We start from the raw sequence: 26,262 nt of genomic DNA, 5'->3' as shown, positions 1-26,262 counted from the left end.
CTCACACGGCCGCTCCTCGAGGCCGTGCCGCACGCTGAGAAAACGCGACGTGCACCGAGGCGCTGAATAGGGGGCCGGCTGGGCCCCGGGTTAGGCTGTCCGGGTGACGAACCCCGGGAGCAGCCAGGCCGAACGGCCTGACAAGGACCTCTCGGGTGGGCCGCGGACGGCCCCTCGCGCGACAAGATCCGGATCGACACGGCCCGGATCGACCACGCCCGGGACATCCACCCCCGGACCGACGACGGCGGAGGCCATGACGGCGGAATCCATCACAGCAGGATCCAGGACAGGCGAGACGTCGCTGGAGACCGGCGAGACCGCGGTGCACCCCGAGGCGCGCGGTCATCACCCCGACGTGGAGCACGTCGGGCTGGTCCAGCAGGCGATCCGCTACTTCGGCACCGGTGTGATGTCGGCAGTGGTGGACTTCGGCCTGCTGCTCATCCTGATGGCGGTCGGAGTGGGCTACACCCCGGCCAAGGCGGCCTCGTTCATCGTCGGGACGATCACTGCCTACTCGCTCAATCGCCGCTTCACCTTCAAGGCCCAGCCGTCGAGGCGCCGCTTCATCCTGACGATGCTCACCTACGTCGTGACGTTCGCCCTGCAGGTCGGGATCTTCGCGAAACTGTTCCCGCTGATCGCCCAGGAGCACCTGCCGCGGCTGGCCGTGCAGACGATCTCCTTCGTCTTCGGCCAGGGCGCCGCCACGGTCGCCAACTTCTCCATGCAGCGGTGGTTGATCTTCCGGCCGACCCAGGCCCCGGTCCGGGAGGCCGCTTCCGCGGTTGACTGACGCCGGGGGTTTGAGTGACCGTCGTCGGGGTGTGACGACCGACGTCGCTTTGGGCTGAGGTCCGGGGTCGGTGCTGGTGGGGGCGCGGCGAGCCATCCGACGTTGGCCGACCTTCCTGGATGTCGACCGAACCATCAGGTCGGCCGACCATCCGCAGCCCGGCCGACCATCCGCAGCCTCTGGAATGCATGGGGCCGGAACCCCTTGGTCCCCGCCACCACGGTGAACGAACAAGCGCCGTCAGGCATCCAGCCTGGCGGCGCTTGAGCCTGCCCCTTGGCAGGGAAGACTTTCACATCAGTAGTAGACCATCCCGAGCGCGTCCTTGACCTCGGCCAGGGTGGCGTCGGCCAGGGCGTTCGCCTTCTCGTTGGCGTCCCGCAGCACCTGCCGCAGGTAGCCCATGTCCTGGGCCAGTTCCAGTCGGCGGGCCCGGATCGGGGCGAGGTGCTCGTTCACCGCCTCGGTGACGGCGTCCTTGAGCGCCTTGCCGCCGCGGTCACCCAGCGCCGCGGCGAAGTCCTCGGGCTCCTGCCCGCTGAGCAGGGCACCGATCAGCACCAGGGACGAGACCTCGGGGCGCGTCTCCGGCTCGTAGGCGATGTGCCGGTCGGCGTCCGTCTTCGCCTTGCGCAGCAGCTTGGCGGTCTCGTCGGCCGTGTGGGAGATCGAGATGAAGTTGTTCCGCGACTTCGACATCTTGTCGCCGTCGGTGCCGAGGACCAGGGGTGCCGGGGAGAGCAGCGCCTGCGGTTCGGGCAGGATCGTCCGGCCCCCGGCGTAGCGCTCGTTGATCCGGCGGGCGACCACCCGGGTCTGCTCGACGTGCGGCAGTTGGTCGCGGCCGACGGGCACGAGGTTGCCCTTGCAGAAGAGGATGTCGGCCGCCTGGTGCACCGGGTAGGTGAGCAGCAGTCCGTTCAGTGTCTTCTGCCCGGACGCCGCCAGCTCCGACTTCACCGTCGGGTTGCGCTCCATCTCCGGCAGGCTCACCACGGACAGGAACGGCAGCATCAGCTCGTTGAGGGCCGGGACCGCCGAGTGCGTGAAGGTGATCGTCTTCTCCGGGTCGATCCCGCAGGCCAGGTAGTCCTTGAGGATCTCGAAGACGTTGCGCTGGATGTCGCCCGGGTCCTCACGGTCGGTGATGACCTGGAAGTCGGCGATGACCAGAACCGTCGGCACGCCCGCGTCCTGCAGTTGCACCCGGCGCTGCAGGGTGCCGAGGTAATGACCCAGGTGCAGGGATCCGGTGGGGCGGTCACCGGTGAGGATCCGGTAGCGCTCCGGGTGCGCCAGCACGTCCTGCTCGCGCGCGATGAGCCCCGCCTGGTCGCCGCCGAGGGCTGTCTCGACAGGGGTGGGGTCGGTGGTCTGCGGCTGGTTCTCGGTCATCGGGTGCATACTCTCACATCCGCGTTCCGAGCCGGCGGTCGACCGGAGGGCATCCGGGTAGCCTTGTCGATCGTGAGTGGAGCGCGACCTTTCGTAGTGGGAATCATCGGCGGCGGCCAGTTGGCCCGGATGATGTACGGTCCGGCGACCCGCCTGGGGCTGCACGTCCGGCTGCTGGCCGAGGCCCCCGGGGTGAGCGCCGAACAGGTCGCCCACGATGTCGTGGTGGGTGACTACACCGACGCCGCGACGGTGCTCTCCTTCGCCGAGGGCTGTGACGCGGTGACGTTCGACCACGAGCACGTCCCCACGACCATCCTCGAGGCGCTGGAGGAGCGTGGCGTCGCCGTACGCCCCGGACCGGCGGCCCTCGTCCATGCCCAGGACAAGGTCGTGATGCGGGAGGCGATGGCGCAGCTCGGGGCGCCCTGTCCGGCGTACCAGGTGGTCGCCACCGCGGCCGAGCTGGTCGCCTTCGGAGACCGGATCGGCTGGCCGGTGATCGCCAAGACCTCCCGCGGCGGCTACGACGGCAAGGGCGTCTGGAAGATCGACGGCCCGGCCGAGGCGACCGTGCCGTTCGATGCGGTGGCCTCCGGAGAGGTCGGGGGTGGGACCACCGCCGGCTCGGGGACCAGCGGCGAGGTCCGCATCCTTGCCGAGGAGTTCATCGACTTCACCCGCGAGCTGTCCGCGCTGGTCGTGCGGTCCCCTTCGGGCCAGGGCGTGGCCTATCCCGTCTCGGAGACGTTCCAGGACGCCGGCATCTGCGCCGAGACCGTCACCCCGGCCCCCGGGCTGGACGAGGCCCGGATCATCGCCACCCAGCAGTTGGCCCTGCGCATCGCCGGGGAACTGGGCGTGGTCGGTGTGCTCGCCGTCGAGCTCATGGAGGCCCGGGACGGCCGCATCCTCGTCAACGAGTTGGCGATGCGGCCGCACAACACCGGGCACTGGTCGATCGACGGGGCCCACACCTCGCAGTTCGAGAACCACCTGCGCGCCGTCGCGGACCTGCCCCTCGGTGACCCGGCGGCCCGCGCCCCGTGGACGGTGATGGAGAACGTGCTCGGCGGCTCCCGCGAGGACCTGGCCGCCGGCCTGCTGCACGTGATGTCGCGCGACCCGCAGCTCAAGGTCGAGCTCTACGGCAAGACGGTCCAGCCGCGGCGGAAGGTCGGGCACGTGACCGCGTACGGTAACGACCTGCCGGACGTCCGGGCCCGCGCCCTGCACGCCGCCCGCTACCTGATGGGAGAGATCGCATGACCACTCAGCCCCGCGTCGGCATCGTGATGGGGTCCGATTCCGACTGGCCGGTGATGGAGGCCGCGGCGCTCGCGCTGCAGGAGTTCGACGTGGCGTACGAGGCGGACGTCGTGTCGGCCCATCGGATGCCGGAGGCGATGGTGGCGTACGGGCGCCACGCCCACGAGCGGGGGCTCGAGGCGATCATCGCCGGGGCGGGGGTGCGGCGCACCTGCCCGGCATGCTCGCGGCCCTGACGCCTCTGCCGGTGATCGGCGTGCCCGTCCCGCTGAAGTATCTCGACGGGATGGATTCGTTGCTCTCGATCGTCCAGATGCCCGCCGGTGTACCGGTGGCGACGGTGGCGATCGGCAACGCCCGCAACGCGGGACTGCTGGCCGTCCGGATCCTCGCGGCGGCCGACCCGGAGCTCACTGCCCGGATGCTCGCCTTCCAGGACCAGCTCCGCCAGACCGCCGAGGCGAAGGGTGCCAAGGTCCGCGGGAAGTGACCGACCCGGTCAGTCCTTCTTGTCGAACTGACCGAGATTCGTCGTGTTACCCGTCTTCATCGCCCCGAAGACGATCGCTGCCTTGGCCTCGTCCCACAGCACGGCATCACCCACGGGCGTGCGGTAGTTGGTGTTCGAGGTCGGCACGCTGATGGTGTGGCCACCGCCCCCTCCGATGACCGCCGCACCGTACAGCAGTGCGCTTCCGTCCAGCGGGCCGGTGTCCTTCCCCCGGCTGACCGCCCCGCGGACGGCGTTGTTCAGCCCGATCCAGCGGATCGGGTTGATCACCGTCAGGGGTGAGACGGCCTTCTTGACCGTGGCACCGACCATCTCCCGCTGGCGCTTGACCCTGCCGATGTCGCCGAGCGGATCGGCGTGCCGCATCCGGACGTACCCCAGCGCCTGGGCCCCGCTGAGCGTCTGGCATCCGGCCGGCAGGTCCACGTGGGCGTCCTGGTCCTTCATCGGCGAGTCCAGGCACATCGGGATCCCGCCGAGGGAGTCGATGATGCTCACGAATCCCTCGAATCCCAGACCGACATAGCCGTCGATCCGTACGCCGGTGTCCTGCTCGATCGTCTGGGCGAGGAGATCCGGGCCCCCGAACGCGTACGCCGCGTTGATCTTGTTCTTGCCGTGGCCCGGGATCGCGACGTACGAGTCGCGAGGGATCGAGACCAGGGCGGGCGCCCCGACCACCGGCACGTGCAGCAGCATGATCGAGTCCGTACGCCCGCTGTCCGAGCTGCCACCCCCGATGGCGTGGGTCTGGTCGGCGGTCAGACCGACCCGGGAGTCCGACCCGGTGAGCAGCAGCGTGATGCCCGGCTGTCGGCCCGGGCGTTGGCCCGCCGGGGTGGCGTTCACCCGGGCGGAGCCGAACCACGCCCATGCCGGGAACGCCAGCAGGTAGACGAGCAGCACGGCGACCACCGTGAGGACGCGTCGACGGATCCGCCGCCCCCGGGGGACGGTGGAGCGGGGACGGCCGGCACGTCCGCGGCCGAGAATCGTGGGGATCCGGGGGCCGCCGCCGGCGGGCCGGGAACCGAGGCTGTTGGGCCGGGGGTCGGCGGGCGCGGGTGGGCGCCCGGCGGGCGCGGACGGCCGGGGTGAGGGTCCGCCGCGCAGCGCGGAGCGGGGTGGGGACGGCGGGGCGGGCGGCAGATCCTCGCGGCGGTCACGACGGCCATCGGCCCGGGCGGACGCACGGGAGGGCGCCGGGTCCTCTCCGAACGGGCGGGAGGGATCCGGCGCGTCGTCGTTCCGGCCGTAGAGCCAGTCGAGGTCGTCGCGTCCTGCCATGACTGCCAAACTACCCGGACCCACCCCAGTGAGCCCTGAACGCGTCCCGGACGGGCCGCGTACGGGACGGCAGCGTGAGCTTCGCCGCCGATCGGCGTGGCACCCGGCGGGGTGGCCGGGCCCTGTCTAGTGTCGGAACCGCTCCGGAGAGCCGCTCCGCTCCTCGAAAGTTCTCGCCGTGACCAGACGCCCGAGCGCATCATCGCCCGACCCTCAGCGCGCCGCTGAGGGCATCCGGGTGCGCCGTGGCGTCGGCCTGCTGCTGTTGAGCGCCGTCGCGCCCGGATCCGCCCAGGTGGTGGCCGGCCATCGGGGGGTCGGGATCGTCGCCCTGCGGGTGTGGGGGATCATCCTCGGAATGGTGGCGGTGCTCGCCGTCATCGGGGTGATCTCCTGGTCGGCCCTGCTGACGGTGGTCGCCAATCCGTTGGTGCTCAGCCTGCTGATCGTCGCGACCTCGCTCGGCGGCCTCGGCTGGATCGTGCTGCTGATCGACACCTGGCGACTGACCTACCCCCCGGCGATGGAGCCCCGGCACCGCCGCGCCTTCGCCGCCGTGACACTGTCCCTCATCGTGCTGGTCGCGGCCGTCCTCGGCGTGAGCGTACGGACGGCAGCCAGTGGCGCGCAGTTGCTCGGCACGGTGTTCGCGGGTGGCGGCTCGGGGAAGGCCACCGCTGGGCGGGTCAACATCCTGCTGCTCGGTGCGGACGCCGGTGCGAGCCGGGTGGGACTGCGGCCGGACTCGATGACCGTGGCGAGCATCGACGTGGTCACCGGGCGGACCGTGCTGTTCTCGATGCCGCGCAACCTGGAGGACGTCCCGTTCCCGGTGAGCTCGCCGATGCACGCGCTCTATCCGCAGGGCTTCAGCTGCGCCGACCATGCCTGCCTGCTCAACGCCGTCTACACCACGGCGACCGAGGCCGCCGCCAAGAATCGCAAGCTCTACCCCGGGGTGGCCGACCCCGGTGCCCGGGCCACGAAGGAGGCGGTCGAGGGAGCCACCGGCCTGACCATCAACTACTACGCGATGGTGGACATGGCCGGCTTCCAGGGCCTGATCGACGCCTTGGGCGGCATCACCCTGGACATCCGCAAGGACGTCCCGATCGGTGGCGGGACGTCCCCCATCCTCGGCTGGATCAAGGCCGGCGACGGCGTCCACCTCGACGGCTACCACGCGCTGTGGTTCGCCCGCTCCCGCCAGGGGGCCAACGACTTCGAGCGCATGCAGCGACAGAAGTGCGTCATGACGGCGGTCCTGCACCAGGCCGACCCGGTGACAGTGGTGGCGAAGTTCGACGCCCTGGCCACGGCGGGCGGGAACATCGTGGCCACCGACGTGCCCCCCAGCGACATCGGCCGTCTCTCCGACCTGGCGCTCAAGGCCCGGGCCCTGCCGATCAGCAGCATCAGCTTCGTGCCGCCGTTGATCTACCCGGGTAACCCGAAGTACGACGTTCTGCAGGCGACGGTGAAGGACCACATCGCCATCGCGGAGGACCTCGACCGCCAGGCGGCCGCTGCACGCACCGCCCCGTCGTCCGCGCCCTCCCCGTCGAAGGCCGCCCCGACCAAGGCGGCGGGCACGACGACCAACGCCGCGACGAGCGACGCGAAGGCCGCCCCCGCCCCTCCGCGGCCGCATCGGCAACGCCATCGGCCAGTGCCTCGCCCGGCCCGGAGGTCGACAACCTCGAGGCGGTCTGCCGGGTAGCCTCGGCCCGGTAGGCCAGCCCGTTCCCGGTAGGGTGCCGTACGCGCCCGACCGTGACCAGTGAGGACCAGATGACCGTCTTCCCGCAGGATTCCGCCACCAATCCGGCCACCGCGCCGTCCGGGACCCCTCCGGTGGCGGAGGTGGGCGAGCATCCCCCGGTCAGTGTCGTGATGCCCGTACGCAACGAGTCGCGCCACCTCGAGGAGGCCGTTCGCGGCGTGCTGGCACAGGACTATCGGGGCACCCTCGAGGTCATCGTCGCCGTCGGGCCGAGCCGGGACGACACCCACGCGATCGCCGAGCGACTCGCCGCCGCCGACCCCCGGGTGCGTCTGGTCGACAACCCGACCGGTCGTACGCCGGCCGGCCTCAACCTCGCCATCGCCGCCTCCCGCTACGACATCATTGTCCGGGTCGACGGCCACGGCGAGCTCGGCGACGGCTACATCGGCACGGCTGTCGAGACGCTCGAGCGCACCGGCGCCGCGAACGTCGGCGGCATCATGGACGCGCAGGGCCGCACCGGCTTCGAGCAGGCCGTCGCCGTCGCCTACACCAGCCGACTGGGACTGGGTGGGTCGACGTTCCACCTGCGCACCTCTGCGGAGGGACCCGCCGACACGGTCTTCCTCGGCAGCTTCCGCAAGTCGGCGTTGCAGGCCGTCGGTGGCTACGACGAGACGCTCCATCGTGCCCAGGACTGGGAGCTCAACTACCGGCTCCGGCAGGCCGGTGAGGTCGTCTGGTTCACCCCGGCGATGCGCGTGACCTACCGGCCGCGGTCCACCTACCGGGCGCTGGCCAAGCAGTTCTACGACACCGGCAAGTGGCGCCGCGAAGTGGTCCGACGCCATCCCGACACGCTGAACGCGCGCTACCTCGCGCCGCCGCTCGCCGTGCTCGGCGTAGCGGGAGGGCTCGCCATCGGTGGCCACGGCAGCTACCACCGGGTGAACTGGATGAAGCTCGGCTGGCTCGCCCCGCTCGCCTACCTCGGCATGCTCGTCAGCGGCGCCGCCGCCCTGCGTCGCGAGATGCCCTGGCAGGTCCGGGTGCGGCTGCCGTTCGTCTTCGCCACCATGCACATCTGCTGGGGACTGGGCTTCCTGGTCGGGCTGGGGGAGCGCCGCCCATCGGCCTGAGGAGGCCCAGGGTATGAGGTCCAGGCGCATGTTGTTTCAGGCGGCTGTTGGTCAGGCGGTAATGCGCTCCGCCGCCGCGATCCCGGCCAGCGCGGCCTCGTCGACCGGCCCGTCGACCACCACGACCGACCCGTCGCCCAGCAGCGGGGCCACCAGCGCGGCGAGCACGGTGGCGTACGCCTCTCCCGGGCGCACCAGCCGCCGTCCGTACGTGACATCGCCGACGCTGGGATCGGCGAGCAGGCGCTCGGCGTCGCCGCGCACGGCTGCCCAGTCCAGGCTGCTCCCGGCGGCCTGCCACAGCGGGGCGCCCGGCGATGCGGGCGCCTGCACGTAGACGTCCGGCTGGGACAGCACTTCGGCCCCGTAGTCCACCACGCCGGGCGCGACGGGCCGGGGGAAGCCGAGCCCGAGGGGGTGCAGGGCGCAGGCGACTGTTGCCCGCGCCGCCAGCGCCCGCGCTCCGGCGAAATCGTCGTCGTACTCCTCGGGGCCGGTCACGACCAGGTCGGGCGCACCATCGGCCTGCCGTGGGTCGCGGACCAGCACGCCCACCTGCCACAGGGCGGCGATCCAGACCAGGCTGCTCCAGTGGCCCGGATGGTCCGTGACGAGCGGCAGGACGGCCACGTCGCCCTCGGTGACATCGAGGTCGTCCACGATGAGATTGGCGGTCTTGTCCACCCAATTCGCGAAGGTCCGGGCCGACAATTCGATGCGTACGCCGCTGCTGGGTGCGTAGTAGGTGACCAGCGGATCGCCGCCGCGGTGACGTACCCGATCCCGCAGGCAGTGGTCCAGGGACAGCGATCCGGCGGTGCGCATGCGCAGAACAGTACCGAGATCCCCTAATCTGGCGCCATGCGTCATGTTGTGATCGTTGCCGGTGGGTCGGGGACGCGGCTGTGGCCGCTGTCGCGTAAAGGAATGCCGAAGCAGTTGCTCCCCCTGGTGGGGGACAAGAGTCTGCTGCGGCTCGCCTACGAGCGGGTGGAGCCGGTCGTCGGCGCGGACCACGTGTGGGTCTGCACCGGCGCGTCGTACCGCGACGTCGTCGAATCGGAACTGCCCGAGATCGATCCCGCCCACATCCTGGGCGAGCCGATCGGCCGGGACTCGCTGAACGCGGTGGCGTGGCCGTCGGCGGTCCTCGCCGGCCAGGACCCGGAGGCCTCGGTCGCCGTGGTCACCGCCGACCAGATCATGCGGCCGCTGGAGACCTTCCGCGAGCGCCTGGCCCTGGCGTACGACGTCGTCGAGGCCCAGCCCGAAGCCCTCGTCACCTTCGGCGTGGTCCCGACCAGTGCCCACACCGGGTACGGCTACCTGCACCGTGGCGACGAGATCGAGGGATTCGACGACGTCACCTCCGTCCTCGAGTTCCGGGAGAAGCCGGACCGGGTGACCGCCGAGCAGTACCTCACGTCGGGTGACTACTGGTGGAACTCCGGCATGTTCGTCTGGCGTGCCCGGACCTTCCTCGACCAGTTGCAGGTCCTCGCCCCCGAGTCGTACGACATCGTCACGGCCATCGCCGCCGATCCCTCCCGCGTCGAGGAGCTCTTCCCGAAGGCGCCCAAGATCAGCGTCGACTACGCCATCATGGAACCGGTCTCGCGCGGCGAGGGCAGCGCCCGGGTGCTGGCCGTGGCCCTGCCGATCCAGTGGTACGACATCGGCGGCTTCCCCGCCCTGGCCGAGCAGCTGCCCCATGACGCCGACGGGAACGCCGGCGAGGGGTCGGTCGTCCATCTCGACTCGCACGACACGCTGGTGATCAACCGGACCGACGACGGTCACCTGGTGGCCACGGTGGGCGTCTCCGACATGGTCGTTGTCCGTACGGCCGACGTCACGCTCGTCTGCCCCAAGGGCGACACCGAGCGGATCAAGCAGCTGGTGGCGGCTGTCCGGGAGCAGGCGGGCGAAGCCTTCGTCTGATCGGTGCGGATCGCCCACCACATCCAGCCTTTCCCGAGGAGAGTGTCATGCCCGATGTGCTGTCGCAGGTGCGCAAGCGGCGCGGGCCGTTCACCCGGGTCGTGATCGGCCTGCTGATCGCCTGGTGGGTGCTGGGGATCGTCCGGATGGTCGTCGCCATGACCGCTGGGGTCCATCCGGTGGAGGCGGTGGGCCGTCACGCCCAGGACCTCGTCTCCGTTCCCGTGCTCCTCGTGCTCCTGCTCTTCGTGGGCGCAGATGTGTGGGTCAGGCCTCGGTTGGAGAATGCGGTCCGGCTGACCCGGCTCGCCACCTGGGTCGGCTCCGTCGCGGCGGGCTCGTCGATCGTGGCGGGAATCGTCGGCCTCTGGTCGCCGCAGCTGCGAACCACCGGCGACCGGGCTCTCCAGGTGGCCGACATCGTCGTCTCCTCGGTGGTGCCCGTCCTGCTCTGCGTGGCGATGGGAACGGTGGCGAGCGCGGCCCGGCGAGCCGCTCTGCAGGAGGGGCAGGCCGGGGTCATCGGCGAGGGGTCTTCGCGGCCGGCGGGCGAGTCGGCGGGGGCGCAGGCGCAGCGGCGTCGCCCGGCGGTGAGGTGGTCGAGCCGTCCCAGGGACGAATCCCCGGCGAGTCCCCGTCGGTCGGGGGCCAGTCCGAGGTGGTACGGCCCGATCCCACCGCCGGAGCCGTCTGGCAGACGGCGGTCGATGCCGCGCACGGCAAGGAGGCCGACGCCTGGGGGGACACCACGACTCCCTTCGGCTGGGATCGGGATCGCGTCGAGGACGCCCCATCGGGCGGCGAATCCGGTCCGGCGGCCAAGCCAGGTCCACCCGCGGGACAGATCGACCCGGACCTGTGGGGTACGCCGCCAGCGGACAGGGCCTGAGCGCTCCGGACCCTCCGCGGGTGGGTGCGAGCATGTATCCCCACCGCACCGCCATCCGACACGCGGGAATGTCACTGACTTGTTGTCGTTCTGCGTTGCGTCGTGCGCTGGCGATGCCGTAATGTCGGTCTCACACCAAGGGATCACACCAGTGTAATCCCTCCGATGTGATTCGATATGTTGCTCGATCGGGCCCTGGTCCAATCGAGCAACCAGACCGAGGCCGGTCTCCAGGTCCGGCCACCGACACGACAGCGGCTGTCCGAATCCCCCCGCGGGCAGTTCATCCGGGAAACCAGGAGGAACGCATGGACGAGTGGCTGACCGTCCTCGATGGAGGTGAGGACGAGGGCATTCTGGGCTGGCAGGAGCAGGCCCTCTGCGCGCAGACGGACCCCGAGGCCTTCTTCCCCGAGAAGGGCGGCTCGACCCGTGAGGCGAAAGCAGTCTGCCAATCCTGTGAAGTACGCGCGGAATGCCTCGACTACGCCTTGGCGCATGATGAGAGATTCGGTATCTGGGGTGGCTTGAGCGAGCGGGAACGCCGCAAGATCAAGAAGCAGATCGTGTGATCGGCACGCTCCCAGAAATCGTCGAACGGCGAACTCGAGAAAATCGAGTTATCGAGAAGGCACCCTTTCGGGTGCCTTCTCGCCGTTTTCGGGGATAATCGTCCGGCAATACTCTCGGCAAGGAACAGGGCCCCCATCAGTGAGGAACTGTGCGCTCACGTGGGTGAGGGTCGGCCGTCAGTCCTCATCGTCGTCCGTCCGGCCCTCCGGGTCGATCTCCTCGGCGGACAGGCCGGTCACCACCGACAGCTGCTCGACCAAGGTCCGACGGACGAGGATCCGCAGACCTTCGCGCGAGGCCGCTCGTCGTTGCAGTGGACGGCGATAGAGCACCACCTCGGCGGCCCGGCCGTCGGCCGACTCGACAGCCGCGGCGAGCGGCACGCTGTCGTGCGCCCACGAGGCCGGCAGATCCGGGACGTCCTCCATCCCGACCGAGATCCCGTCGAGCACCTGGGGGCGGGCTGCGGCGATCGCGGTGATGGCCTCGGCCAGCACGTCGGCGAAGAACTCGCGATCGTCGGGGCGCCGTGGTGCGTCGACCGGCTGCCCGGTCCACGGGTTGGGTAGTGCCAGCGGGCCGCGGAGGCCACGGCCGTGCCGGTCACGCCGGCGCGAGCGGTAGGAGCTCGACATGCTGGTCAGGATAGCCGCCGGGCCCGGGGCGGCGTCCTAGGATGCGTCGCCACGACACGATCCGCCCCCTTCAGCGGGAACGGGGCGAGTCCGGGGTACCGTTCGTGAGGTGACGACCAGGCGGTGTACGCGATCGGGCTGCGGCCGATCGGCGGTGGCGACCCTCACCTTCGCGTACGCGGACCAGCAGGTCGTGCTCGGCCCACTGTCCGCGCGCTCCGAGCCGTCGGCGTACGACCTCTGTCTGGAGCACTCGCAGCGGCTGTCCGCTCCCCGCGGGTGGGACGTGATCCGCCTGCCGCTGACCGGGGAACCCGGCCAGCCGGATGTCGACGACCTGATGGCCTTGGCCGATGCCATCCGCCGGGTCGGTCTCGCCGAGGACGAGCCGGTCGGCCCGGGGGATTTCGCCGATCGGGCCGATGTCCGAGAGGTGGCTCACAAGGGGCACCTGACCATGCTCAAGGATTCCGCCGGTGGTGAGCGGACCGTGCCGGTGCGTGGGTCGCACCGACCGTCCTGAGCTCGACCCGTACGGATCAACGGACCGGCGGGCATAGCGCCGCCACGAGAGGATAGGATCGCCGACGATGCTTCAGGATCAGATCTTCAAGGCCAATGACATCCGCGGCGTGACCTCGGGGGACACCCCCGAGTGGGACACCGCCGGTGCCACCGCTCTCGGCGTCGCGTACGCCCGACTCATGAAGGGGGCGGGGGGAGAGCCGGTGGAGTTCGTCGTCGGGCGTGACATGCGCACCAGCGGCCCGGAGTTCTCCAAGGCGTTCATCGCCGGCGCCCGCAGTGAGGGTGCTCGGGTGATCGGCGCCGGGCTCACCTCCACCGACGAGTTGTGGTTCGTTTCCGGTCATCTCGACCTGCCCGGGATCACCTTCACCGCCTCGCACAACCCGGCCCGGTACAACGGCGTGAAGTTCTGTCTGGCCGGGGCGCGGCCGGTGACGCCGGAGTTCCTCCTGCGACTCAAGCACGACGCCCAGGAGCTCGACGCGCAGGAACTGGATCTTGCGGCGATCGCCACGGCGGCCGAGACCAGTGGGTCCTACCGTGAGCAGGACTTCCTCGCGGAGTACGCGGCGCACCTGCATGCCCTCGTCCCGCTGGACGGTATCCGCCGGCTCAAGGTCGTCGTGGATGCCGGCAACGGCATGGCCGGCCACACCGCGCCGAGCGTGCTCGGCCCGCTCAACCTCGACGTGGACGTGCTGTACGGGGAACTCGACGGTTCGTTCCCCAATCACCAGCCGAATCCGCTGATCCCGGAGAACCTGGTGGACGCCCAGCATCGTGTCGTCGAGACCGGCGCCGATCTGGCGCTCGTGTTCGACGGGGACGCTGACCGGTGCTTCGCCATCGACGAGACCGGTGCCGTCGTCGACCCGTCGGCGATCACCGCGATGATCGCCGAGCAGGAGCTTGCCCGCGAGCCGGGAGCCACCATCGTGATCAACACGATCACCTCGGCGTCGGTCCCCGAGATCGTCGCGGAGAACGGCGGCACGACGGTGACCTCCAAGGTCGGCCACACGTACGTGAAGGCCCTGATGGCCGAGAAGGACGCGATCTTCGGCGGCGAGCACTCGGCGCACTACTACTTCCGCGACTTCTACTTCGCCGACACCGGCATGCTGGCCGGGCTGCACGTGCTCTCGTTGTTGGGGCACTCCGACCAGCCGCTGTCCCAGCTGGTCGGTAAGTACGCCCGGCGGGTCGCCTCGGGCGAGATCAACTCCGACGTCGAGGACCAGCAGGCCTCGATGGACGTGGTCGCCAAGGCGTTCGACGGTCGCGGCAGGCAGGACCGGATCGACGGACTGACCGTCCACGGCGACGGATGGCGGGTCAACCTGCGTCCCTCGAACACCGAGCCCCTGTTGCGGCTCAATGTCGAGGCCGCCGATCGCGCCACGATGGAATCGTTGCGCGACGAGGTCCTCGGGCTCGTCCGCAACTGAGTGCCACCGTTCCGGAGCGCTCCGCGACCCACGGAGCGCTCCTAGACTGACAGATACGGCCCGCCGACACCGGCAGGCAGCGAGGAGACTGACATGGCTGTTGATCTGGATCCGTCACTGCTCGACGTGCTGGCATGCCCGAACTGTCATTCGCCCTTGGCGGTGGACCACGATCGCCATGAGTTGGTGTGCACCGGCAACGGGTGTGGTCTGGCTTATCCGGTGCGGGACGGGATCCCCGTGTTGCTGGTCGACGAGGCCCGCAACCCCCACGGAGTGGACACCGGCCGCCACCACGGCGACCAGAGCGAGTAGGACTCCGACGACGATGGCGGACTTCGACGACTCCCGCCTCGATGACCGCAGGGTGCTGCTGAGGTACGACGAGGGTCTGCGCCGACTCGCCGAGAGCGGCGCCCGGCTGCGGAGCGAGTGGTTCGGCGCGTCCGCGCGGATCTTCGGGTTGGCGGAGTCGGATCGGCCCCGCGCCGTGATCGCCGTGGGGACCGATGCCCGGCTCATCCGGGCCGTTCTCGAGCCCACCTGCCCCGTCCCGTTCGTCGCCTGGCCGCGGCAGGGGCTTCCCGGCTGGGTCGGCCCGCTCGACCTGGTGCTGATCCTGGCCTCCGAGGGCTCCGACCCCGCCCTGATCGAAACGGCGCAGGAGGCTTCGCGGCGAGGCGCCCGGATCGTCATCACCGCCCCCGAGGTCTCGTCCGTGGCGGAGTTCGCCGCGTCGCGCAGCACCACCCTGATCCCCACCTCCACCGGTGACCCGCTCGCCGCGGTCATGGTGGTGCTGGCCGCCCTGCATGAGATGCGGCTCGGGCCGCCGGTCTCGGTCGAGTCCATCGCCGATGCCGCGGACATGGTGGCGGAGGCGTGTTCCCCGTACGTGGACCTGTCGGCCAATCCGGCCAAGGAACTGGCCTGCGCCCTGGCCGATGCCCAGCCGCTGGTCTGGGGAGGCTCCGTGCTGGCAGCCAGAGCGGGCCGCAGGGTCGCCTCCGACCTCCGCTCCGTCAGCGGCCGAGCGGCGTTGTCCGCCGACGCGCACGACCTGATGGCGGTGATCGAGGCCACCAAGCCCGCCGATCCGTTCGCCGATCCGTTCGAGGACGGGCCACAGGCCGATCGGCGCCCCTGCCTGGTGATCCTCGACGACGGCGACACCCGCTCCGACGTGACCAGGGCCGTCGCCTCGTTGCGTACGGCCTGCAGCCGGGTGGACGTGCGCACGGACACCATCGAGGCGCGCGAGAGCGAAGCCCTCGCCCGTTACGTCATGCTTCTGCAGCGCGGTCGTTTCACCGCCGCCTACCTCGGGATCGGCTTGGGCGCGTCCTCGATCGACTGAGTCGCGTTCTCCTTCCCCCTCCTCCTCCCTTTTTTCATTTTCAGGGGTTTTGGACGTCCCAGAGGGGGCAAGAGGGTGGAGTCGGCGCCGAAGGGCGCCGCGAATGGAACGGAGACGCCATGACGACCCCTACCGATCCCACCAGCCCCACCGGCTACCCGCCTACGGCCGCCTTCGGCGCCACAGGTGGTGAGGTGAGTCCCGCCCGCGAAGGGGGCGGCAATTCCCGGCCCGACGCCGGCGCCACCGCAGACACCGCGAAGGATGAGGCACGGCGGGTCGCGTCGACAGCGGGAGACCAGGTCCAGCAGGTGACCGACGAGGCCGGCACGCAGGTGCGCCGCCTCGCTGACAAGAGCCTCGCGGAGGCCCGCGACCAGACGGATACCCAGATGACCCGCATCGGCGGGAGCCTCCGGGAGATCGCCGACGAGTTGCGCCAGATGGCCGGAGCATCCGAGCAGCAGGGGGTGGCCAGCCAGTTGGTCGGCGACCTCGCCCACCGTGGCCGGCGGATCGCCGACTGGCTGGAGAACCACGGGCCCGACGAGGCCCTCACCGAGGTCCGACGCTATGCCCGGCGCAACCCGGTGTCGTTCCTCGCCGCGGCAGCCGGCGCCGGCCTCGTCGTCGGCCGATTCGCCCGAGCCCTCCAGGAGGGCGCGCCCGAGCGGCCCATCACCCGCCGGCCCACCTACCCGGAGCAGACATCGTCCGTCTCCTCCCAGACGTACGGCTCCACGTACGGCTCCACGTACGGCGGAGTCGGAGCGGGCGAGCGGGCCCAGGGCGGAGTCGGCACCCCCGGCCCTCGCCTCCCCGAGACCGCCTCGTACAACCCTTACTCCGACACGTACCCGGAGGTGACCTCCGAGTCGACCGGGCCCACGTCCACCGGGGCCGGCATCCCGGATCCGCGTGATCCCCGGAGAAGTCAGGAGGGTCCGCGATGAGCCACCCGTACCAGCCGGTCACCCCTGAGGCCCGCGGGAGCGATCCCGACAGCCCGCGCCTCCCTGGTGACGAGCGCTCGATCGGGGAGATCGTCGGCGACCTGGGAGAGGACCTGTCCACCCTGATGCGTCAGGAAGTGGCCCTCGCCAAGGCGGAGGCCTCCCAGACGGCCAAGCACTACGGCGCCGGCGCCGGCATGTTCGCCGGAGCGGCGGTCGGCGGGCTGATGGTCGTCACCTTCCTCTCCCTGGCGCTCTGGTGGGTGATCGGCCGGGCCATCGGCACGGCCGCCGAGCCCGCCCTCGCCCCCGCCGGCCTCATCGTGGCCGTGATCTGGGCGATCATCGCCGCGATCCTCGTGGCCGTCGGACGGTCCCAGATGAAGAAGGCACCCGGCGTGCCGCAGACCAAGGAAAGCCTCACCCAGATCCCTGATGCCCTGAAGGGTGACGAGGAGAACAACCGATGAGCACCAACGACCCCGATGACATCCGGCGCGACATCGATCGCACCCGTGCCAATCTCAGCTATGACGTCAACGCCCTGGCCGACGAGGCGAGCCCCCGCCAGATCGCCCGGCGCCAGGTGCGCAAGGTCCGGTCGTCGGCCGGGTCACTGCGCGCCCGGCTCTTCGGCTCGGACGACGAGTACGACGACAACGACTACTACGACTACTACGACGAGCGCGGATACCCGGTGACGGCCGGGACCGGGGCGCCGTACGGCCGTCCGTCCGGGCCACGCTCCGGCGAGGACCCCTACGCCTCGGCGGGTGAGCCCTCGACGGTGCAGAGGGCCAAGGAGGGCGCCGGGGAGGTGGCAGCGAACGTCCGCGACGCTGCTGCCCATGCTCCGCAGGAGATCCGCCGCCGGACCCAGGGCGCACCGCTCGCCCTCGGCCTGATCGCCTTCGGCCTCGGCGGAGTGGTGGCTGCACTCATGCCGGCCTCGGAGGCCGAGCGCCGGGCCGCGTCCAGGGTCAAGGAGCAGGCCGCTCCCTTGGTCGACGAGGCCAAGAGCGTCGTCCAGGAGTCGGTGGAGAACGTCAAGCCCGTCGCCCAGGACGCCGCAGCCTCGGTGAAGGACACGGCCCAGTCGGGCGTCGACACCGTACGTGAGGATGCCCGGTCCAGCGCGGAGACAGTCAAGGGCCAGGCCCGCGGGGGCGACACCGGGCCGCGGCCCGGCCCCGGCGCCGTGCGCTGAGCCTCGCCTGTTCCCTGCTGGCGTCGGGTCCCCGGTCGATCGACCGGGGCCCCGACGCATGGTGGCGCACCGGCAGGGCCCCGCACAGTCACCTTGTAGCATTGCCCACCATGGACTACCGCGTCGCTGACCTGACCCTGGCCGATTTCGGCCGCCGTGAGATCGCTCTTGCCGAACACGAGATGCCGGGCCTGATGGCGATGCGCGAGACGTACGGCCCCCAGCAGCCGCTGGCCGGAGCCCGGATCGCCGGCTCCCTGCACATGACCATCCAGACGGCGGTGCTGATCGAGACCCTGGTCGCTCTCGGAGCTCGGGTCCGCTGGGCGTCCTGCAACATCTTCTCCACCCAGGACCACGCCGCCGCGGCGATCGCCGTGGGCGACGGGACGGCGGAGGCGCCGGCCGGCCAGCCCGTGTTCGCCTGGAAGGGGGAGTCCCTCGACGAGTACTGGTGGGCCACCACCCAGACCTTCATCTGGCCCGGCGGCGAACTGCCGACGATGATCCTCGACGACGGCGGCGACGCCACGTTGCTCGTCCACCTCGGGGCCGAGCACCAGAAGGCCGGCACCCTGCCGGATCCCGCCGCCGCGCAGTCGGACGAGGAGCGGGCGCTCTTCGGTGTCCTGCGGTCCACGCTCCAGGACGGGACGGTCGACTGGGTCGCGGTCGCCGGCTGCATCCAGGGCGTGACCGAGGAGACCACGACCGGCGTGCACCGGCTCTACCAGGCGGCGCGGGACGGTTCGCTGCTGTGGCCGGCGATCAATGTCAACGACGCGGTGACCAAGTCGAAGTTCGACAACATCTACGGGATCCGGCACTCCCTGATCGACGGCATCAACCGGGGGACCGACGTGCTGATCGGCGGCAAGGTCGCGGTCGTCTGCGGCTACGGCGACGTGGGCAAGGGCTGCGCGCAGTCGCTGCGCGGCCAGGGGGCCCGGGTCATCGTCACCGAGATCGACCCCATCTGTGCGCTGCAGGCCTCGATGGACGGCTACCAGGTCGCCACCCTCGACGAGGTGATCGGTGTCGGCGACATCTTCGTCACCGCCACCGGCTGCTGTGACGTCATCTCCGCCGAGCAGATGGCGCTGATGAAGCACCAGGCGATCGTCGGCAACATCGGTCACTTCGACAACGAGATCGACATGGCCGGTCTCGCGGCCTGGCCGGGCGTGCGGCGGACGACCGTCAAGCCGCAGGTCGATGAGTGGGTCTTCCCCGCCGGCAGCACCGAGTCCGGGGCCGAGGTGAGCGAGCACGCGATCATCGTGCTGTCGGAGGGGCGACTGCTCAACCTCGGCAACGCCACCGGGCACCCCAGCTTCGTGATGTCGAACTCGTTCACCAACCAGGTCCTCGGCCAGATCGAGCTGTGGACCAACCTCGACGCGTACCCCATCGGCGTCCACCGGCTCCCCAAGCATCTCGACGAGATGGTGGCTCGCTTCCACCTCGCCTCGCTCGGTGTGCACCTGTCGACCCTGACGCAGAAGCAGGCCGACTACCTCGGCGTGCCGGTCGAGGGACCCTTCAAGCCGGACTTCTACCGCTACTGAGGGATTGACGATGGATTCCGCGGGGCCCGGCCCCGCTCCGGGCCCGTACGACGAGTTCCGGGCCCCGGACGGCACGCTGCGGGTGGGGTGGGCCGAGCTCGACGCACTGACGGAGGCGTCTCTCGACTGGTCGGTCCGGCAGCGGGAGATCGACCGGCGCCTGGCGGACGACAACGTCACCTACCGCCCGTGGACGACCCAGGTCGCCGACGACGGCGGACACACTGACGACGACGAGGACGTCGCCGAGCCGCAGCCCTGGCGTCTGGACCCGCTGCCCCTCGTCCTGCACTCCCGGGAGTGGCGTGAGCTGGAGACCGGGCTGGTGCAGCGTGCCGAGCTGCTGTCGGCCGTCTTCGCAGACCTCTACGGGGAGCAGCGTCTGCTGGCCGACGGCGTCCTGCCGCCCGAGGTCGTGATGGGCCACCCCGGCTACCTCCGCCCGTTGGTCGGGGCGCGGCAGGCGGGCGGATTGTTCATGGCCGGGGCGACGATCGGGCGTGATCCGCAGGGCGGCTGGCTGGTCCGGGCCCAGGAGACCCAGGCCCCGGTCGGCGCCGGGTATGCGATGGAGAACCGGCGGGTCCTGTCCAGGGTGCACGCCGAGCTCTACCGCGAGGCGGACCTGATCCGACTCACCCCCTTCTACCAGGCGATGCGTGCGGCGCTGGTCGAGTCCGGCCCGAGCGAGGTCGAGGACCCTCATGTCGTCGTCCTCACTCCCGGCACCCACGCCGCGACGGCCTTCGACCAGGCCTTCCTCGCGAGTCGGCTCGGCTTCCCCCTCGTCGAGGGCAGCGACCTCGTCGTCCGTGACGGGCGGGTGTGGTTGCGGTCGCTGGGGCGGCTCGAGCCGGTCGACGTGATCTTCCGCCACGTAGCGGCTCGCGCCACCGACCCCCTCGAGTTGCAGCCCGGTTCCCGGCTCGGCGTCGCGGGACTCACCGAGGTGGTCCGGCGCGGCGCTGTGTCGGTGGTCAACGCGCTCGGCACCGGGGTGCTGGAGAATCCGGGCCTGATGGCCTTCGACGACGTCATCTGCCATGTGCTGCTGGACGAGCCGCTGCGGCTGCCCTCGTTGCCGACCTGGTGGTGCGGCGAGGACTCCGCCCGCAGTCATGTGCGTACGCATCTGGCCGAGTTGCGGGTCGCCCACATCGGCTCCGGCCGCACCTGGGAAGGTCCCCTGCTCGGCCCCGGTGAGCGTGACGAGTTGGTCCGTCGTCTCGAGGCGGAGCCCCACCTCTACGTCGGTCAGCAGCCGCTGCCGCTGTCGACGAGCCCGACGATCCGGGACGGCAGGATCGTCACCGCGCCGTTCCAGCTCACCGGCTACCTGATCCGCCGCGGCACCTCGTACGCCGCCCTCCCGGGCGGCCTGGGAGAGGTCGTCGCCGAGCCGAAGGCGACGACGCCGGGCACGGCCGCCATCTCCGGACGACCCACCAAGGACCTGTGGATCGTCGGCAGCGACCTGCCGGCCATGACCGATGCCGAGGACGACGTCGTCGCCGACCTCATCGCCACCAATGGTGCGATGGTGCCGCGGGTGCTGGACGACATGTACTGGATGGGCCGTTATGCCGAACGGGCCGAGGACATCGTCCGACTCGTCAGCGCCACCCACCACGTGCTGGTCGAGATGAACATGGTCTGCCGGCCCGGGTCACCGGTGGACGTACTGCTCGATGCGCTGTATGCGCTCACGTCGACACCCAGGCCCAACGACGGGAGCAGCGCCCTGCGCCAGTTGCGGACGCAGCTGGTGAACCGGTCGCGGCGCGGCACCGTCGCCAGGTCCCTGGCGAGACTCAGCCATGCGGCCGACGGTGTCCGGGACCAGCTCTCTTCCGACGTCTGGGTCGTCCTGGCCGGGGCCGAGCGCGCCTTGGACGAACTGCGCCGCGCGGCCCCCGACGACTCGAGTCGGCTCGCGGATGCCGCCGAACGCAGCCTCGTCGCGCTGTTGGCGCTCAACGGGATCACCGCGGAGAACATGGTCCGCGACGCGGGGTGGCAACTCCTCGACTCGGGGCGAGCGGTGGAACGTGCCGTCCAGGTGGTCGGCCTGCTGCAGTACAGCTTCTCCATGCCGGCGCTGCGAGCCGGGGCGACCGCCGACGGGAACGGCCGTTGGTCCCTCCCGCCGCAGCAGATGGTGCTCAATGCCGCGATGACGGCGGCGGAGAGCGTGGTGACCCACCGCCGTCGACATGGCGGGCGCCCCGAGGTCGCCGCGGTGCTGGACCTGCTGGTGGCCGACCCGAGCAATCCGCGTTCGGTCGCCTTCCAGGTGCAGCGGCTGCAGCGGGCGCTCGGTCGCCTGCCGCACGCCCCCACCACGGGCCGGCCCCAGCGGTTGCTCGCGGACCTCGCCGACCTCACCACCGCCACCGCCGTGCGGCGGGTGAGCCACGGTGAACCGGCCCTCGTCCCCCCGGCTGCTGACGAGGCCGGATCGGCCCTGCCGCAGGCACCGACACCGGGTCCCAATCCGGTCCACTGCGTCGACGACTACCTCGCAGACCTGCGCTCGAGGCTGTTCCGCGTCTCGGAGTCGATCGCCGAGTCCTACCTGCGCCGTGAGCCGCAGCCGCGCCCGCTCTGGGTCGCCGCCGAGCGGCCGCCCGGTCCCGGTGGGGGTGGCATGTGAGGACCTACCGCATCCGCCACGAAACCGCCTACCACTACGAGGGACGGATCACCTCGAGCTACGGGCTCTATCATCTGGCGCCGCAGGAGGACAGCCGTCAGCACCTCCTCGGCCACCGCATCGACGTGACGCCGGTCCCCTCGGATCGGGCGACGTACGTCGATGTGTACGGCAACACCCGCACCTGGTACCACGTCACCGCGCCGCACACGGACCTGGTCATCGTCGGCACGACGGACCTGACCGTGGGCGCGCAGACCGTCGAGCCGCAGGCCCTCGCCGAGCCGTGGGAACGGTGCCGGCCGGACAGCCGTCGCGACGTGTCCGACTGGTGGCGTGCCGTCGACCTGACGCTGCCGTCGCCGCGGGTGGACATCCGTGCCGAGGTCGCCGCCTACGCGGCCCCGTCGTTCCCGGCCGGCCGGCCGCTGGGGGAGGCCGTCGAGGAGCTGAACCACCGGATCCACGCCGACTTCGCGTACGACCCTCGCGCCACGTCCGTGACGACCCGGGTCGACGAGGTGCTGCGGATCCGGGCGGGGGTCTGTCAGGACTTCGCCCAGCTGATGGTGGCCTGCCTGCGCTCGGTGGGACTGGCCGGGCGGTACGTCTCCGGCTACCTGGCCACGATCCCCCCACCCGGGCGGCCCCGCAACATCGGGGCCGACGCGACACATGCCTGGGCGGGGGTCTGGGTGCCGGGGGCCGGCTGGTACGACCTCGACCCGACCAACGACCGGCCGGTCGACGAGTCGCACGCCACCGTCGCCTGGGGCCGGGACTACTCCGATGTCGCCCCGGTGCGGGGCGTGATCTACGGCGAGGCTGGGCGGTCGGCGATGAAGGTCAGCGTGGACATGGCGCCGATCGAGGCCTCGACCTTCCCGGCTCCCTGAGCGTTTGAGGGACTCACCGTGACCAGGGCGAGGGCCATTCGCGCAACTGAGGGGATAGGCACAACTGAGGACCTTCTGGCCGCTTTTCCTCCTCAGTTACGCAATTCCCCTCAGTTGTTCAGGGCCCTCACGCGAGAACCTCAGCTCTGCGGGCGTGGCAGGCCATCCCACCCCTGGCCCTTCGCACCCGGGAGTTACTCCGTGGCTCAGGCCTCGACGGCGCTCTCCGTACGTCCGCGCCGGCGCATCGTCTCCTCGGCGGACACCTCGGTCAGGGCGAGAGTGGCCAGGAAACCGATCCCGAGGATGCCGCCGGCGACGCCGGTGGAGATCCTGGCCGCGTCGACCAAGGCCTCCGCCGCGAGCTGGGCCGCCGCAGTGGTCCGGGCGTCACGCTGCAGCGCAGGGATCGCCGCACCGATCGAGTCGTGCACCGCGCTGACCACCGCCGTCCGGGCGGCCGCCGGCAGTGGGACCTCATCCAGGCGCGACTGGGTGCCCTGGGTGAGTGAACTGATCAGCAGACCACCGAGCACCGCGACCCCGAGTGCCGAACCGATCTGGCGAACGGTGGTGAGCATGCCGGACGCCTCCCCGGACAGGCCGACCGGCACTTCGGCGAGGGAGACGCTGGTCACCTGCGCCGTCGCCATCCCGACGCCGAGGCCGTAGAGGAAGAGGCAGGCCCCGATCGACCAGGCGGTGCCGGGAAGCGCCAGGGCCAGCCCGGCCACCGCGATCGCCTCGACGAAGACGCCGAACTGCACCACTCGTCGCGCGCCGATCCGACGGGTGAGCTGGGGGACCGCGCCCGACATCACGAACGTCCCGACGGCCAGCACCATCATCAGCCACCCGGTGCCCAGCGCGTCGTAGCCCAGCGCGCCCTGGAGGACCAGGGGGAGGGTGAACAGCATGCCGAACTCCCCGAGCGTGATCACCATCGAGGCGATGGCCCCGTGCCGGAAGTTCGCGATGCGCCACAGCCCGAGGTGGGCCTGGACGATGGCCCCGCGACGGTGCCGGATCCGTTCGGCCCAGACCCACAGGCCCATCAGGACAACACCACCGGCAAGGGCGAACGGCACCGGGGACAGCGAGCCGTCCGCCTGGTGCAGCCAACCGAACGAGGAGGATTCGACCAGGGCGAAGACGATGCCGCCGAGACCCAGCGTCGCGAGCACGGTCCCGGACCAGTCGATGCCTCGGCGCAACGTACGATCCCGCGTCTCCGGCAGGTAGCGGGTGGCCAGAACCACCGCGGCGATCCCGAACGGAATGTTGAGCCAGAAGGCCCAGCGCCAGCTCGCGTCGGTGGCGAGCCAGCCACCGACGAGCGGGCCCACCGCCGCCATGCCACCGATCGCCGAGCCGTAGATCGCGAAGGCGATGCTGCGGTCCTTGCCGGTGAACATCGCGTTGATCGTCGACGTGGTGGCGGGAAGCACCATCGCGGCCCCGACACCCTGCACCAACCTGGCCGCGAGCAGCACCTCCGGGCTGCCCGCCGAACCGGCGACGAGGGAGGACCCCATGAAGACGACCAGGCCGGCCACGAACATCATCCGGCGGCCGAAGAGATCCCCGAACCGGCCCGAGGTGAGCATCAGTGACGCGAAGACCAGGGCATAGACGGCGCTGACCCACTGCGCCTGGGTGGCGCTCATGTGGAGGTCGTCGATGACGACCGGCAGCGCGACGTTGGCGATCGTGGCGTCCATGATCACCAACGAGGTGCCCAGCGCGATGGCGGCCATCCCCCACCACCGGTGGGGGGTGCCGGTGAAGTCACCGGGCGGAGCGGCCGTGGCACCGGCGGCACCTGTGGGGATGCGGGGAGTGGGAGTGGTGGGGTCGGACATGGGGTCTCCCTGACGGTGCCACTCAGGCGTGGCGGGACGATCTTACTGACGAGTCGACGGTAACATTCCGACGGTGTGTTGGTAAAACCGGAATGGAGTGATGTGCATCGCTGCCGTGGCTGGATCCGTGGGAAGATGGGGCGGTGCCGAAGATCTCCGCCGCGACGGTCGCCGAACATCGTGCGATGAAGGAGCGCCAGGTCGTGGCGGCAGCGGTCGAGTTGCTCACGACCGAGGGTGCCTCGGCCGTTACGCCCGCCGCCGTGGCCGAGCGGGCCGGGCTGGCGAGGACCAGCGTCTACCAGTACGCGAGGTCGGGCAACGAGTTGGTCGCCCTGGCGGTGGAGGAGACCTTCGTGCAGGTCAACGCCGCCCTCGCCGCAGCCCTCGAGGCCGCTGGACCGGAGCCGGCGGCGCGCTTGGAGGCGATCATCCGGACGATGTTGCAGGGAGCCGCCGACGGGCATGCTCCTGATCCGTCCGTCGATGTCGCCACGCTCGGCCCCGATCAGCAGGAGCGGCTGCGCCAGCTGCACCAGGAGCTCGTCGCCCCCCTGTCGGCGGCGATCGCCGCCGTCGGTGGCGGGGACGTCGCGGTCCTGACCGCGATCTCCTGGGGTGCGATCAACGGCGTGGTTCCGCTGATCGAGCATGGCATGGCGGTCGAGGCGGCGGTGGCCTCCGTCGTGGCGTACGTGCGGGCCGGGGTGTCGGCGAGTCGCTGAGCCGCCAGGCTCGACCCCACCGATGTCGGGTCGAGCCGCGGCCAGGCGTCAGCTCCCGTTGACCTCGTAACGTTCCCGGGACAGGAAGATGCTGGCGCCGTTCACGTTGCTGGAGCAGGTGACGCCGTTGGTCTGGCTGAGGCACATGATGTCGCCCTTCTTCACGGCGTGGCCGTAGTCCAGGACCGTGGCGGACGTCTTCTTGTCCGTCCTCTGGCCGATGGAGTCGCCGTGACAGACCACGACGGCCCGGCCGTCGGACCTCAGCGCCACGTCGCCGTTCGGATCCTTGCAGTCGTCCTTACCGGTCGGCGTCGGGGTCCATTGGCGATCCGCGGCGGCACATTGGACGGCATCCTTGTCCAGCTGGCAGACGATGTTGCCGGTCGGCGACGCGAAGCGATAGCGATCGCTGCTGCTCACGTCGAGCACTGCACCGACCTGACGGACGTTCACGGCTGGCGCCGACGTGCTGCTGCTGGGGGTGGCCGAGGTGGTGGCGGGATCGGTGGTCGCGGGAGTGTCCGAGGCGGTGGAGGTCGCCGAACCGGTCCCCTGGGCGCAGCCGGCCAGCAGCAGCGCGCAGACGGCGACCACGCCGGACAGCCGTCGGGCGTCGAGAGGGAAAGTCACCGGGTCAGTGCCTGTCGTCCTGCAGGGTCTCCCAGATCTCCTTGCACTCGGGGCAGACCGGGAAGCGATCGGGGTTGCGCGAGGGCACCCAGACCTTGCCACACAGGGCGATGACAGGGGTGCCCATCACCATGGCCTCGGTCAGGCGCTCCTTCGGCACGTAGTGGGAGAAGCGCTCATGGTCGCCCTCCTCGTACCGGAGGTCCTCCTCCTGCTCGACGCGCTCGTCGACGAGGGTCTCGGCGCCAGGGCTCAGATGCTGGGTCAT

The 26,262-nt window shown here is 70.7% G+C and carries 24 protein-coding genes and 1 pseudogene; 18 read left to right on the top strand and 7 right to left on the bottom strand.

Annotation, left to right across the window (positions count from 1 at the left end):
• Positions 1–256: 256 nt before the first annotated feature.
• A complete protein-coding gene (locus tag Rai3103_RS01035; RefSeq protein WP_153571014.1) occupies positions 257–799 on the top strand; it encodes a GtrA family protein in 543 nt (180 codons plus the stop codon).
• A 297-nt stretch (positions 800–1,096) separates the two neighbouring features.
• On the opposite strand, the gene trpS is transcribed toward Rai3103_RS01035, so the two are convergent.
• The gene (gene trpS / locus Rai3103_RS01030; protein WP_153571013.1) at positions 1,097–2,194 is read right to left on the bottom strand and encodes a tryptophan--tRNA ligase; all 1,098 of its coding nucleotides are present in this window, start codon (positions 2,192–2,194) and stop codon (positions 1,097–1,099) included.
• A gap of 72 nt (positions 2,195–2,266) precedes the next feature.
• Between trpS and Rai3103_RS01025 the strand changes: the two genes are divergently transcribed.
• Together Rai3103_RS01025 and purE are read left to right on the top strand one after the other, a co-directional pair.
• Positions 2,267–3,463, top strand: coding sequence for a 5-(carboxyamino)imidazole ribonucleotide synthase (locus Rai3103_RS01025; RefSeq protein WP_422396016.1), 1,197 nt, complete (start codon positions 2,267–2,269; stop codon positions 3,461–3,463).
• Positions 3,460–3,953 (top strand): annotated as a pseudogene (gene purE / locus Rai3103_RS01020) (5-(carboxyamino)imidazole ribonucleotide mutase). The gene Rai3103_RS01025 and the pseudogene purE overlap by 4 nt, the downstream one beginning before the upstream one ends.
• Before the next feature lie 9 nt (positions 3,954–3,962).
• Here purE and Rai3103_RS01015 read toward each other — a convergent pair.
• Positions 3,963–5,261: an LCP family protein gene (locus Rai3103_RS01015; RefSeq protein ID WP_153571011.1), complete on the bottom strand. Its 1,299-nt coding sequence runs from the start codon at positions 5,259–5,261 to the stop codon at positions 3,963–3,965.
• 178 nt (positions 5,262–5,439) lie between these two features.
• On the opposite strand from Rai3103_RS01015, the gene Rai3103_RS01010 reads away from it, so the two are divergent.
• The gene (locus Rai3103_RS01010; RefSeq protein ID WP_153571010.1) at positions 5,440–6,981 is read left to right on the top strand and encodes an LCP family protein; all 1,542 of its coding nucleotides are present in this window, start codon (positions 5,440–5,442) and stop codon (positions 6,979–6,981) included.
• A gap of 173 nt (positions 6,982–7,154) precedes the next feature.
• Positions 7,155–8,126 (top strand): glycosyltransferase family 2 protein, encoded by a 972-nt coding sequence (locus Rai3103_RS01005; RefSeq protein ID WP_239022474.1) that lies wholly within the window; start codon positions 7,155–7,157, stop codon positions 8,124–8,126.
• Positions 8,127–8,177: 51 nt separating this feature from the next.
• On the opposite strand, the gene Rai3103_RS01000 is transcribed toward Rai3103_RS01005, so the two are convergent.
• Entirely contained in the window at positions 8,178–8,951 is a 774-nt protein-coding gene (locus Rai3103_RS01000) for a TIGR03089 family protein (protein ID WP_194793214.1), read from the bottom strand.
• A 36-nt stretch (positions 8,952–8,987) separates the two neighbouring features.
• On the opposite strand from Rai3103_RS01000, the gene Rai3103_RS00995 reads away from it, so the two are divergent.
• Together Rai3103_RS00995 and Rai3103_RS00990 are read left to right on the top strand one after the other, a co-directional pair.
• The gene (locus tag Rai3103_RS00995) at positions 8,988–10,067 is read left to right on the top strand and encodes a mannose-1-phosphate guanylyltransferase (protein WP_153571008.1); all 1,080 of its coding nucleotides are present in this window, start codon (positions 8,988–8,990) and stop codon (positions 10,065–10,067) included.
• Between the two features lie 1,197 nt (positions 10,068–11,264).
• Positions 11,265–11,528, top strand: a complete 264-nt coding sequence (locus tag Rai3103_RS00990; RefSeq protein ID WP_153571007.1) for a WhiB family transcriptional regulator — start codon at positions 11,265–11,267, stop codon at positions 11,526–11,528.
• A 177-nt stretch (positions 11,529–11,705) separates the two neighbouring features.
• Here the strand turns inward: Rai3103_RS00990 and Rai3103_RS00985 are convergent, their stop codons facing one another.
• Positions 11,706–12,164, bottom strand: coding sequence for a metallopeptidase family protein (locus Rai3103_RS00985; RefSeq protein ID WP_153571006.1), 459 nt, complete (start codon positions 12,162–12,164; stop codon positions 11,706–11,708).
• A 109-nt stretch (positions 12,165–12,273) separates the two neighbouring features.
• Here Rai3103_RS00985 and Rai3103_RS00980 point away from each other — a divergent pair, with 109 nt between their 5' ends.
• From Rai3103_RS00980 to Rai3103_RS00935, 10 genes are all read left to right on the top strand, one after another.
• Positions 12,274–12,687, top strand: coding sequence for a DUF3499 domain-containing protein (locus Rai3103_RS00980; RefSeq protein ID WP_153571005.1), 414 nt, complete (start codon positions 12,274–12,276; stop codon positions 12,685–12,687).
• Between the two features lie 67 nt (positions 12,688–12,754).
• Positions 12,755–14,140 (top strand): phosphohexomutase domain-containing protein, encoded by a 1,386-nt coding sequence (locus tag Rai3103_RS00975; protein ID WP_153571004.1) that lies wholly within the window; start codon positions 12,755–12,757, stop codon positions 14,138–14,140.
• 93 nt (positions 14,141–14,233) lie between these two features.
• Positions 14,234–14,455, top strand: a complete 222-nt coding sequence (locus Rai3103_RS00970; RefSeq protein ID WP_153571003.1) for a Trm112 family protein — start codon at positions 14,234–14,236, stop codon at positions 14,453–14,455.
• A gap of 13 nt (positions 14,456–14,468) precedes the next feature.
• A complete protein-coding gene (locus Rai3103_RS00965) occupies positions 14,469–15,497 on the top strand; it encodes an SIS domain-containing protein (RefSeq protein ID WP_153571002.1) in 1,029 nt (342 codons plus the stop codon).
• Positions 15,498–15,616: 119 nt separating this feature from the next.
• The gene (locus Rai3103_RS00960; RefSeq protein WP_153571001.1) at positions 15,617–16,450 is read left to right on the top strand and encodes a hypothetical protein; all 834 of its coding nucleotides are present in this window, start codon (positions 15,617–15,619) and stop codon (positions 16,448–16,450) included.
• Positions 16,447–16,920 carry a phage holin family protein gene (locus tag Rai3103_RS00955; protein WP_153571000.1) on the top strand — a complete coding sequence of 158 codons (474 nt, stop codon included), beginning with the start codon at positions 16,447–16,449 and terminating at the stop codon, positions 16,918–16,920. Before Rai3103_RS00960 ends, Rai3103_RS00955 begins: the two co-directional genes overlap by 4 nt.
• Positions 16,917–17,657, top strand: coding sequence for a DUF3618 domain-containing protein (locus tag Rai3103_RS00950; RefSeq protein WP_153570999.1), 741 nt, complete (start codon positions 16,917–16,919; stop codon positions 17,655–17,657). The genes Rai3103_RS00955 and Rai3103_RS00950 overlap by 4 nt, the downstream gene beginning before the upstream one ends.
• A 110-nt stretch (positions 17,658–17,767) precedes the next feature.
• Complete coding sequence (ahcY, locus tag Rai3103_RS00945) at positions 17,768–19,225, top strand: adenosylhomocysteinase (RefSeq protein ID WP_153570998.1); 1,458 nt, start codon at positions 17,768–17,770, stop codon at positions 19,223–19,225.
• A gap of 10 nt (positions 19,226–19,235) precedes the next feature.
• Positions 19,236–21,878 (top strand): circularly permuted type 2 ATP-grasp protein, encoded by a 2,643-nt coding sequence (locus tag Rai3103_RS00940; protein WP_153570997.1) that lies wholly within the window; start codon positions 19,236–19,238, stop codon positions 21,876–21,878.
• Entirely contained in the window at positions 21,875–22,774 is a 900-nt protein-coding gene (locus tag Rai3103_RS00935; RefSeq protein ID WP_153570996.1) for a transglutaminase family protein, read from the top strand. The genes Rai3103_RS00940 and Rai3103_RS00935 overlap by 4 nt, the downstream gene beginning before the upstream one ends.
• Before the next feature lie 206 nt (positions 22,775–22,980).
• Here the strand turns inward: Rai3103_RS00935 and Rai3103_RS00930 are convergent, their stop codons facing one another.
• Entirely contained in the window at positions 22,981–24,636 is a 1,656-nt protein-coding gene (locus Rai3103_RS00930; RefSeq protein ID WP_153570995.1) for an MFS transporter, read from the bottom strand.
• Positions 24,637–24,779: 143 nt separating this feature from the next.
• On the opposite strand from Rai3103_RS00930, the gene Rai3103_RS00925 reads away from it, so the two are divergent.
• Complete coding sequence (locus tag Rai3103_RS00925) at positions 24,780–25,361, top strand: TetR/AcrR family transcriptional regulator (RefSeq protein WP_153570994.1); 582 nt, start codon at positions 24,780–24,782, stop codon at positions 25,359–25,361.
• 48 nt (positions 25,362–25,409) lie between these two features.
• Here the strand turns inward: Rai3103_RS00925 and Rai3103_RS00920 are convergent, their stop codons facing one another.
• Both Rai3103_RS00920 and Rai3103_RS00915 read right to left on the bottom strand, forming a co-directional pair.
• Positions 25,410–25,994, bottom strand: a complete 585-nt coding sequence (locus Rai3103_RS00920) for a DUF6636 domain-containing protein (protein WP_153570993.1) — start codon at positions 25,992–25,994, stop codon at positions 25,410–25,412.
• Positions 25,995–25,998: 4 nt separating this feature from the next.
• Complete coding sequence (locus tag Rai3103_RS00915; protein WP_194793213.1) at positions 25,999–26,262, bottom strand: DUF3039 domain-containing protein; 264 nt, start codon at positions 26,260–26,262, stop codon at positions 25,999–26,001.

The organism is Raineyella fluvialis (genome assembly GCF_009646095.1).
Lineage (GTDB): Bacteria > Actinomycetota > Actinomycetes > Propionibacteriales > Propionibacteriaceae > Raineyella > Raineyella fluvialis.
This window is presented reverse-complemented; position numbering and strand designations above follow the sequence as displayed.

Bases quoted from the DNA above. Each gene is read 5' to 3' on its own strand.
- Rai3103_RS01035 (WP_153571014.1), top strand. From the start codon at position 257: ATGACGGCGGAATCCATCACAGCAGGATCCAGGACAGGCGAGACGTCG.
- trpS (WP_153571013.1), bottom strand. From the start codon at position 2,194: ATGACCGAGAACCAGCCGCAGACCACCGACCCCACCCCTGTCGAGACA.
- Rai3103_RS01015 (WP_153571011.1), bottom strand. From the start codon at position 5,261: ATGGCAGGACGCGACGACCTCGACTGGCTCTACGGCCGGAACGACGAC.
- Rai3103_RS01005 (WP_239022474.1), top strand. From the start codon at position 7,155: ATGCCCGTACGCAACGAGTCGCGCCACCTCGAGGAGGCCGTTCGCGGC.
- Rai3103_RS01000 (WP_194793214.1), bottom strand. From the start codon at position 8,951: ATGCGCACCGCCGGATCGCTGTCCCTGGACCACTGCCTGCGGGATCGG.
- Rai3103_RS00995 (WP_153571008.1), top strand. From the start codon at position 8,988: ATGCGTCATGTTGTGATCGTTGCCGGTGGGTCGGGGACGCGGCTGTGG.
- Rai3103_RS00990 (WP_153571007.1), top strand. From the start codon at position 11,265: ATGGACGAGTGGCTGACCGTCCTCGATGGAGGTGAGGACGAGGGCATT.
- Rai3103_RS00985 (WP_153571006.1), bottom strand. From the start codon at position 12,164: ATGTCGAGCTCCTACCGCTCGCGCCGGCGTGACCGGCACGGCCGTGGC.
- Rai3103_RS00975 (WP_153571004.1), top strand. From the start codon at position 12,755: ATGCTTCAGGATCAGATCTTCAAGGCCAATGACATCCGCGGCGTGACC.
- Rai3103_RS00970 (WP_153571003.1), top strand. From the start codon at position 14,234: ATGGCTGTTGATCTGGATCCGTCACTGCTCGACGTGCTGGCATGCCCG.
- Rai3103_RS00965 (WP_153571002.1), top strand. From the start codon at position 14,469: ATGGCGGACTTCGACGACTCCCGCCTCGATGACCGCAGGGTGCTGCTG.
- Rai3103_RS00960 (WP_153571001.1), top strand. From the start codon at position 15,617: ATGACGACCCCTACCGATCCCACCAGCCCCACCGGCTACCCGCCTACG.
- Rai3103_RS00955 (WP_153571000.1), top strand. From the start codon at position 16,447: ATGAGCCACCCGTACCAGCCGGTCACCCCTGAGGCCCGCGGGAGCGAT.
- Rai3103_RS00950 (WP_153570999.1), top strand. From the start codon at position 16,917: ATGAGCACCAACGACCCCGATGACATCCGGCGCGACATCGATCGCACC.
- ahcY (WP_153570998.1), top strand. From the start codon at position 17,768: ATGGACTACCGCGTCGCTGACCTGACCCTGGCCGATTTCGGCCGCCGT.
- Rai3103_RS00940 (WP_153570997.1), top strand. From the start codon at position 19,236: ATGGATTCCGCGGGGCCCGGCCCCGCTCCGGGCCCGTACGACGAGTTC.
- Rai3103_RS00930 (WP_153570995.1), bottom strand. From the start codon at position 24,636: ATGTCCGACCCCACCACTCCCACTCCCCGCATCCCCACAGGTGCCGCC.
- Rai3103_RS00915 (WP_194793213.1), bottom strand. From the start codon at position 26,262: ATGACCCAGCATCTGAGCCCTGGCGCCGAGACCCTCGTCGACGAGCGC.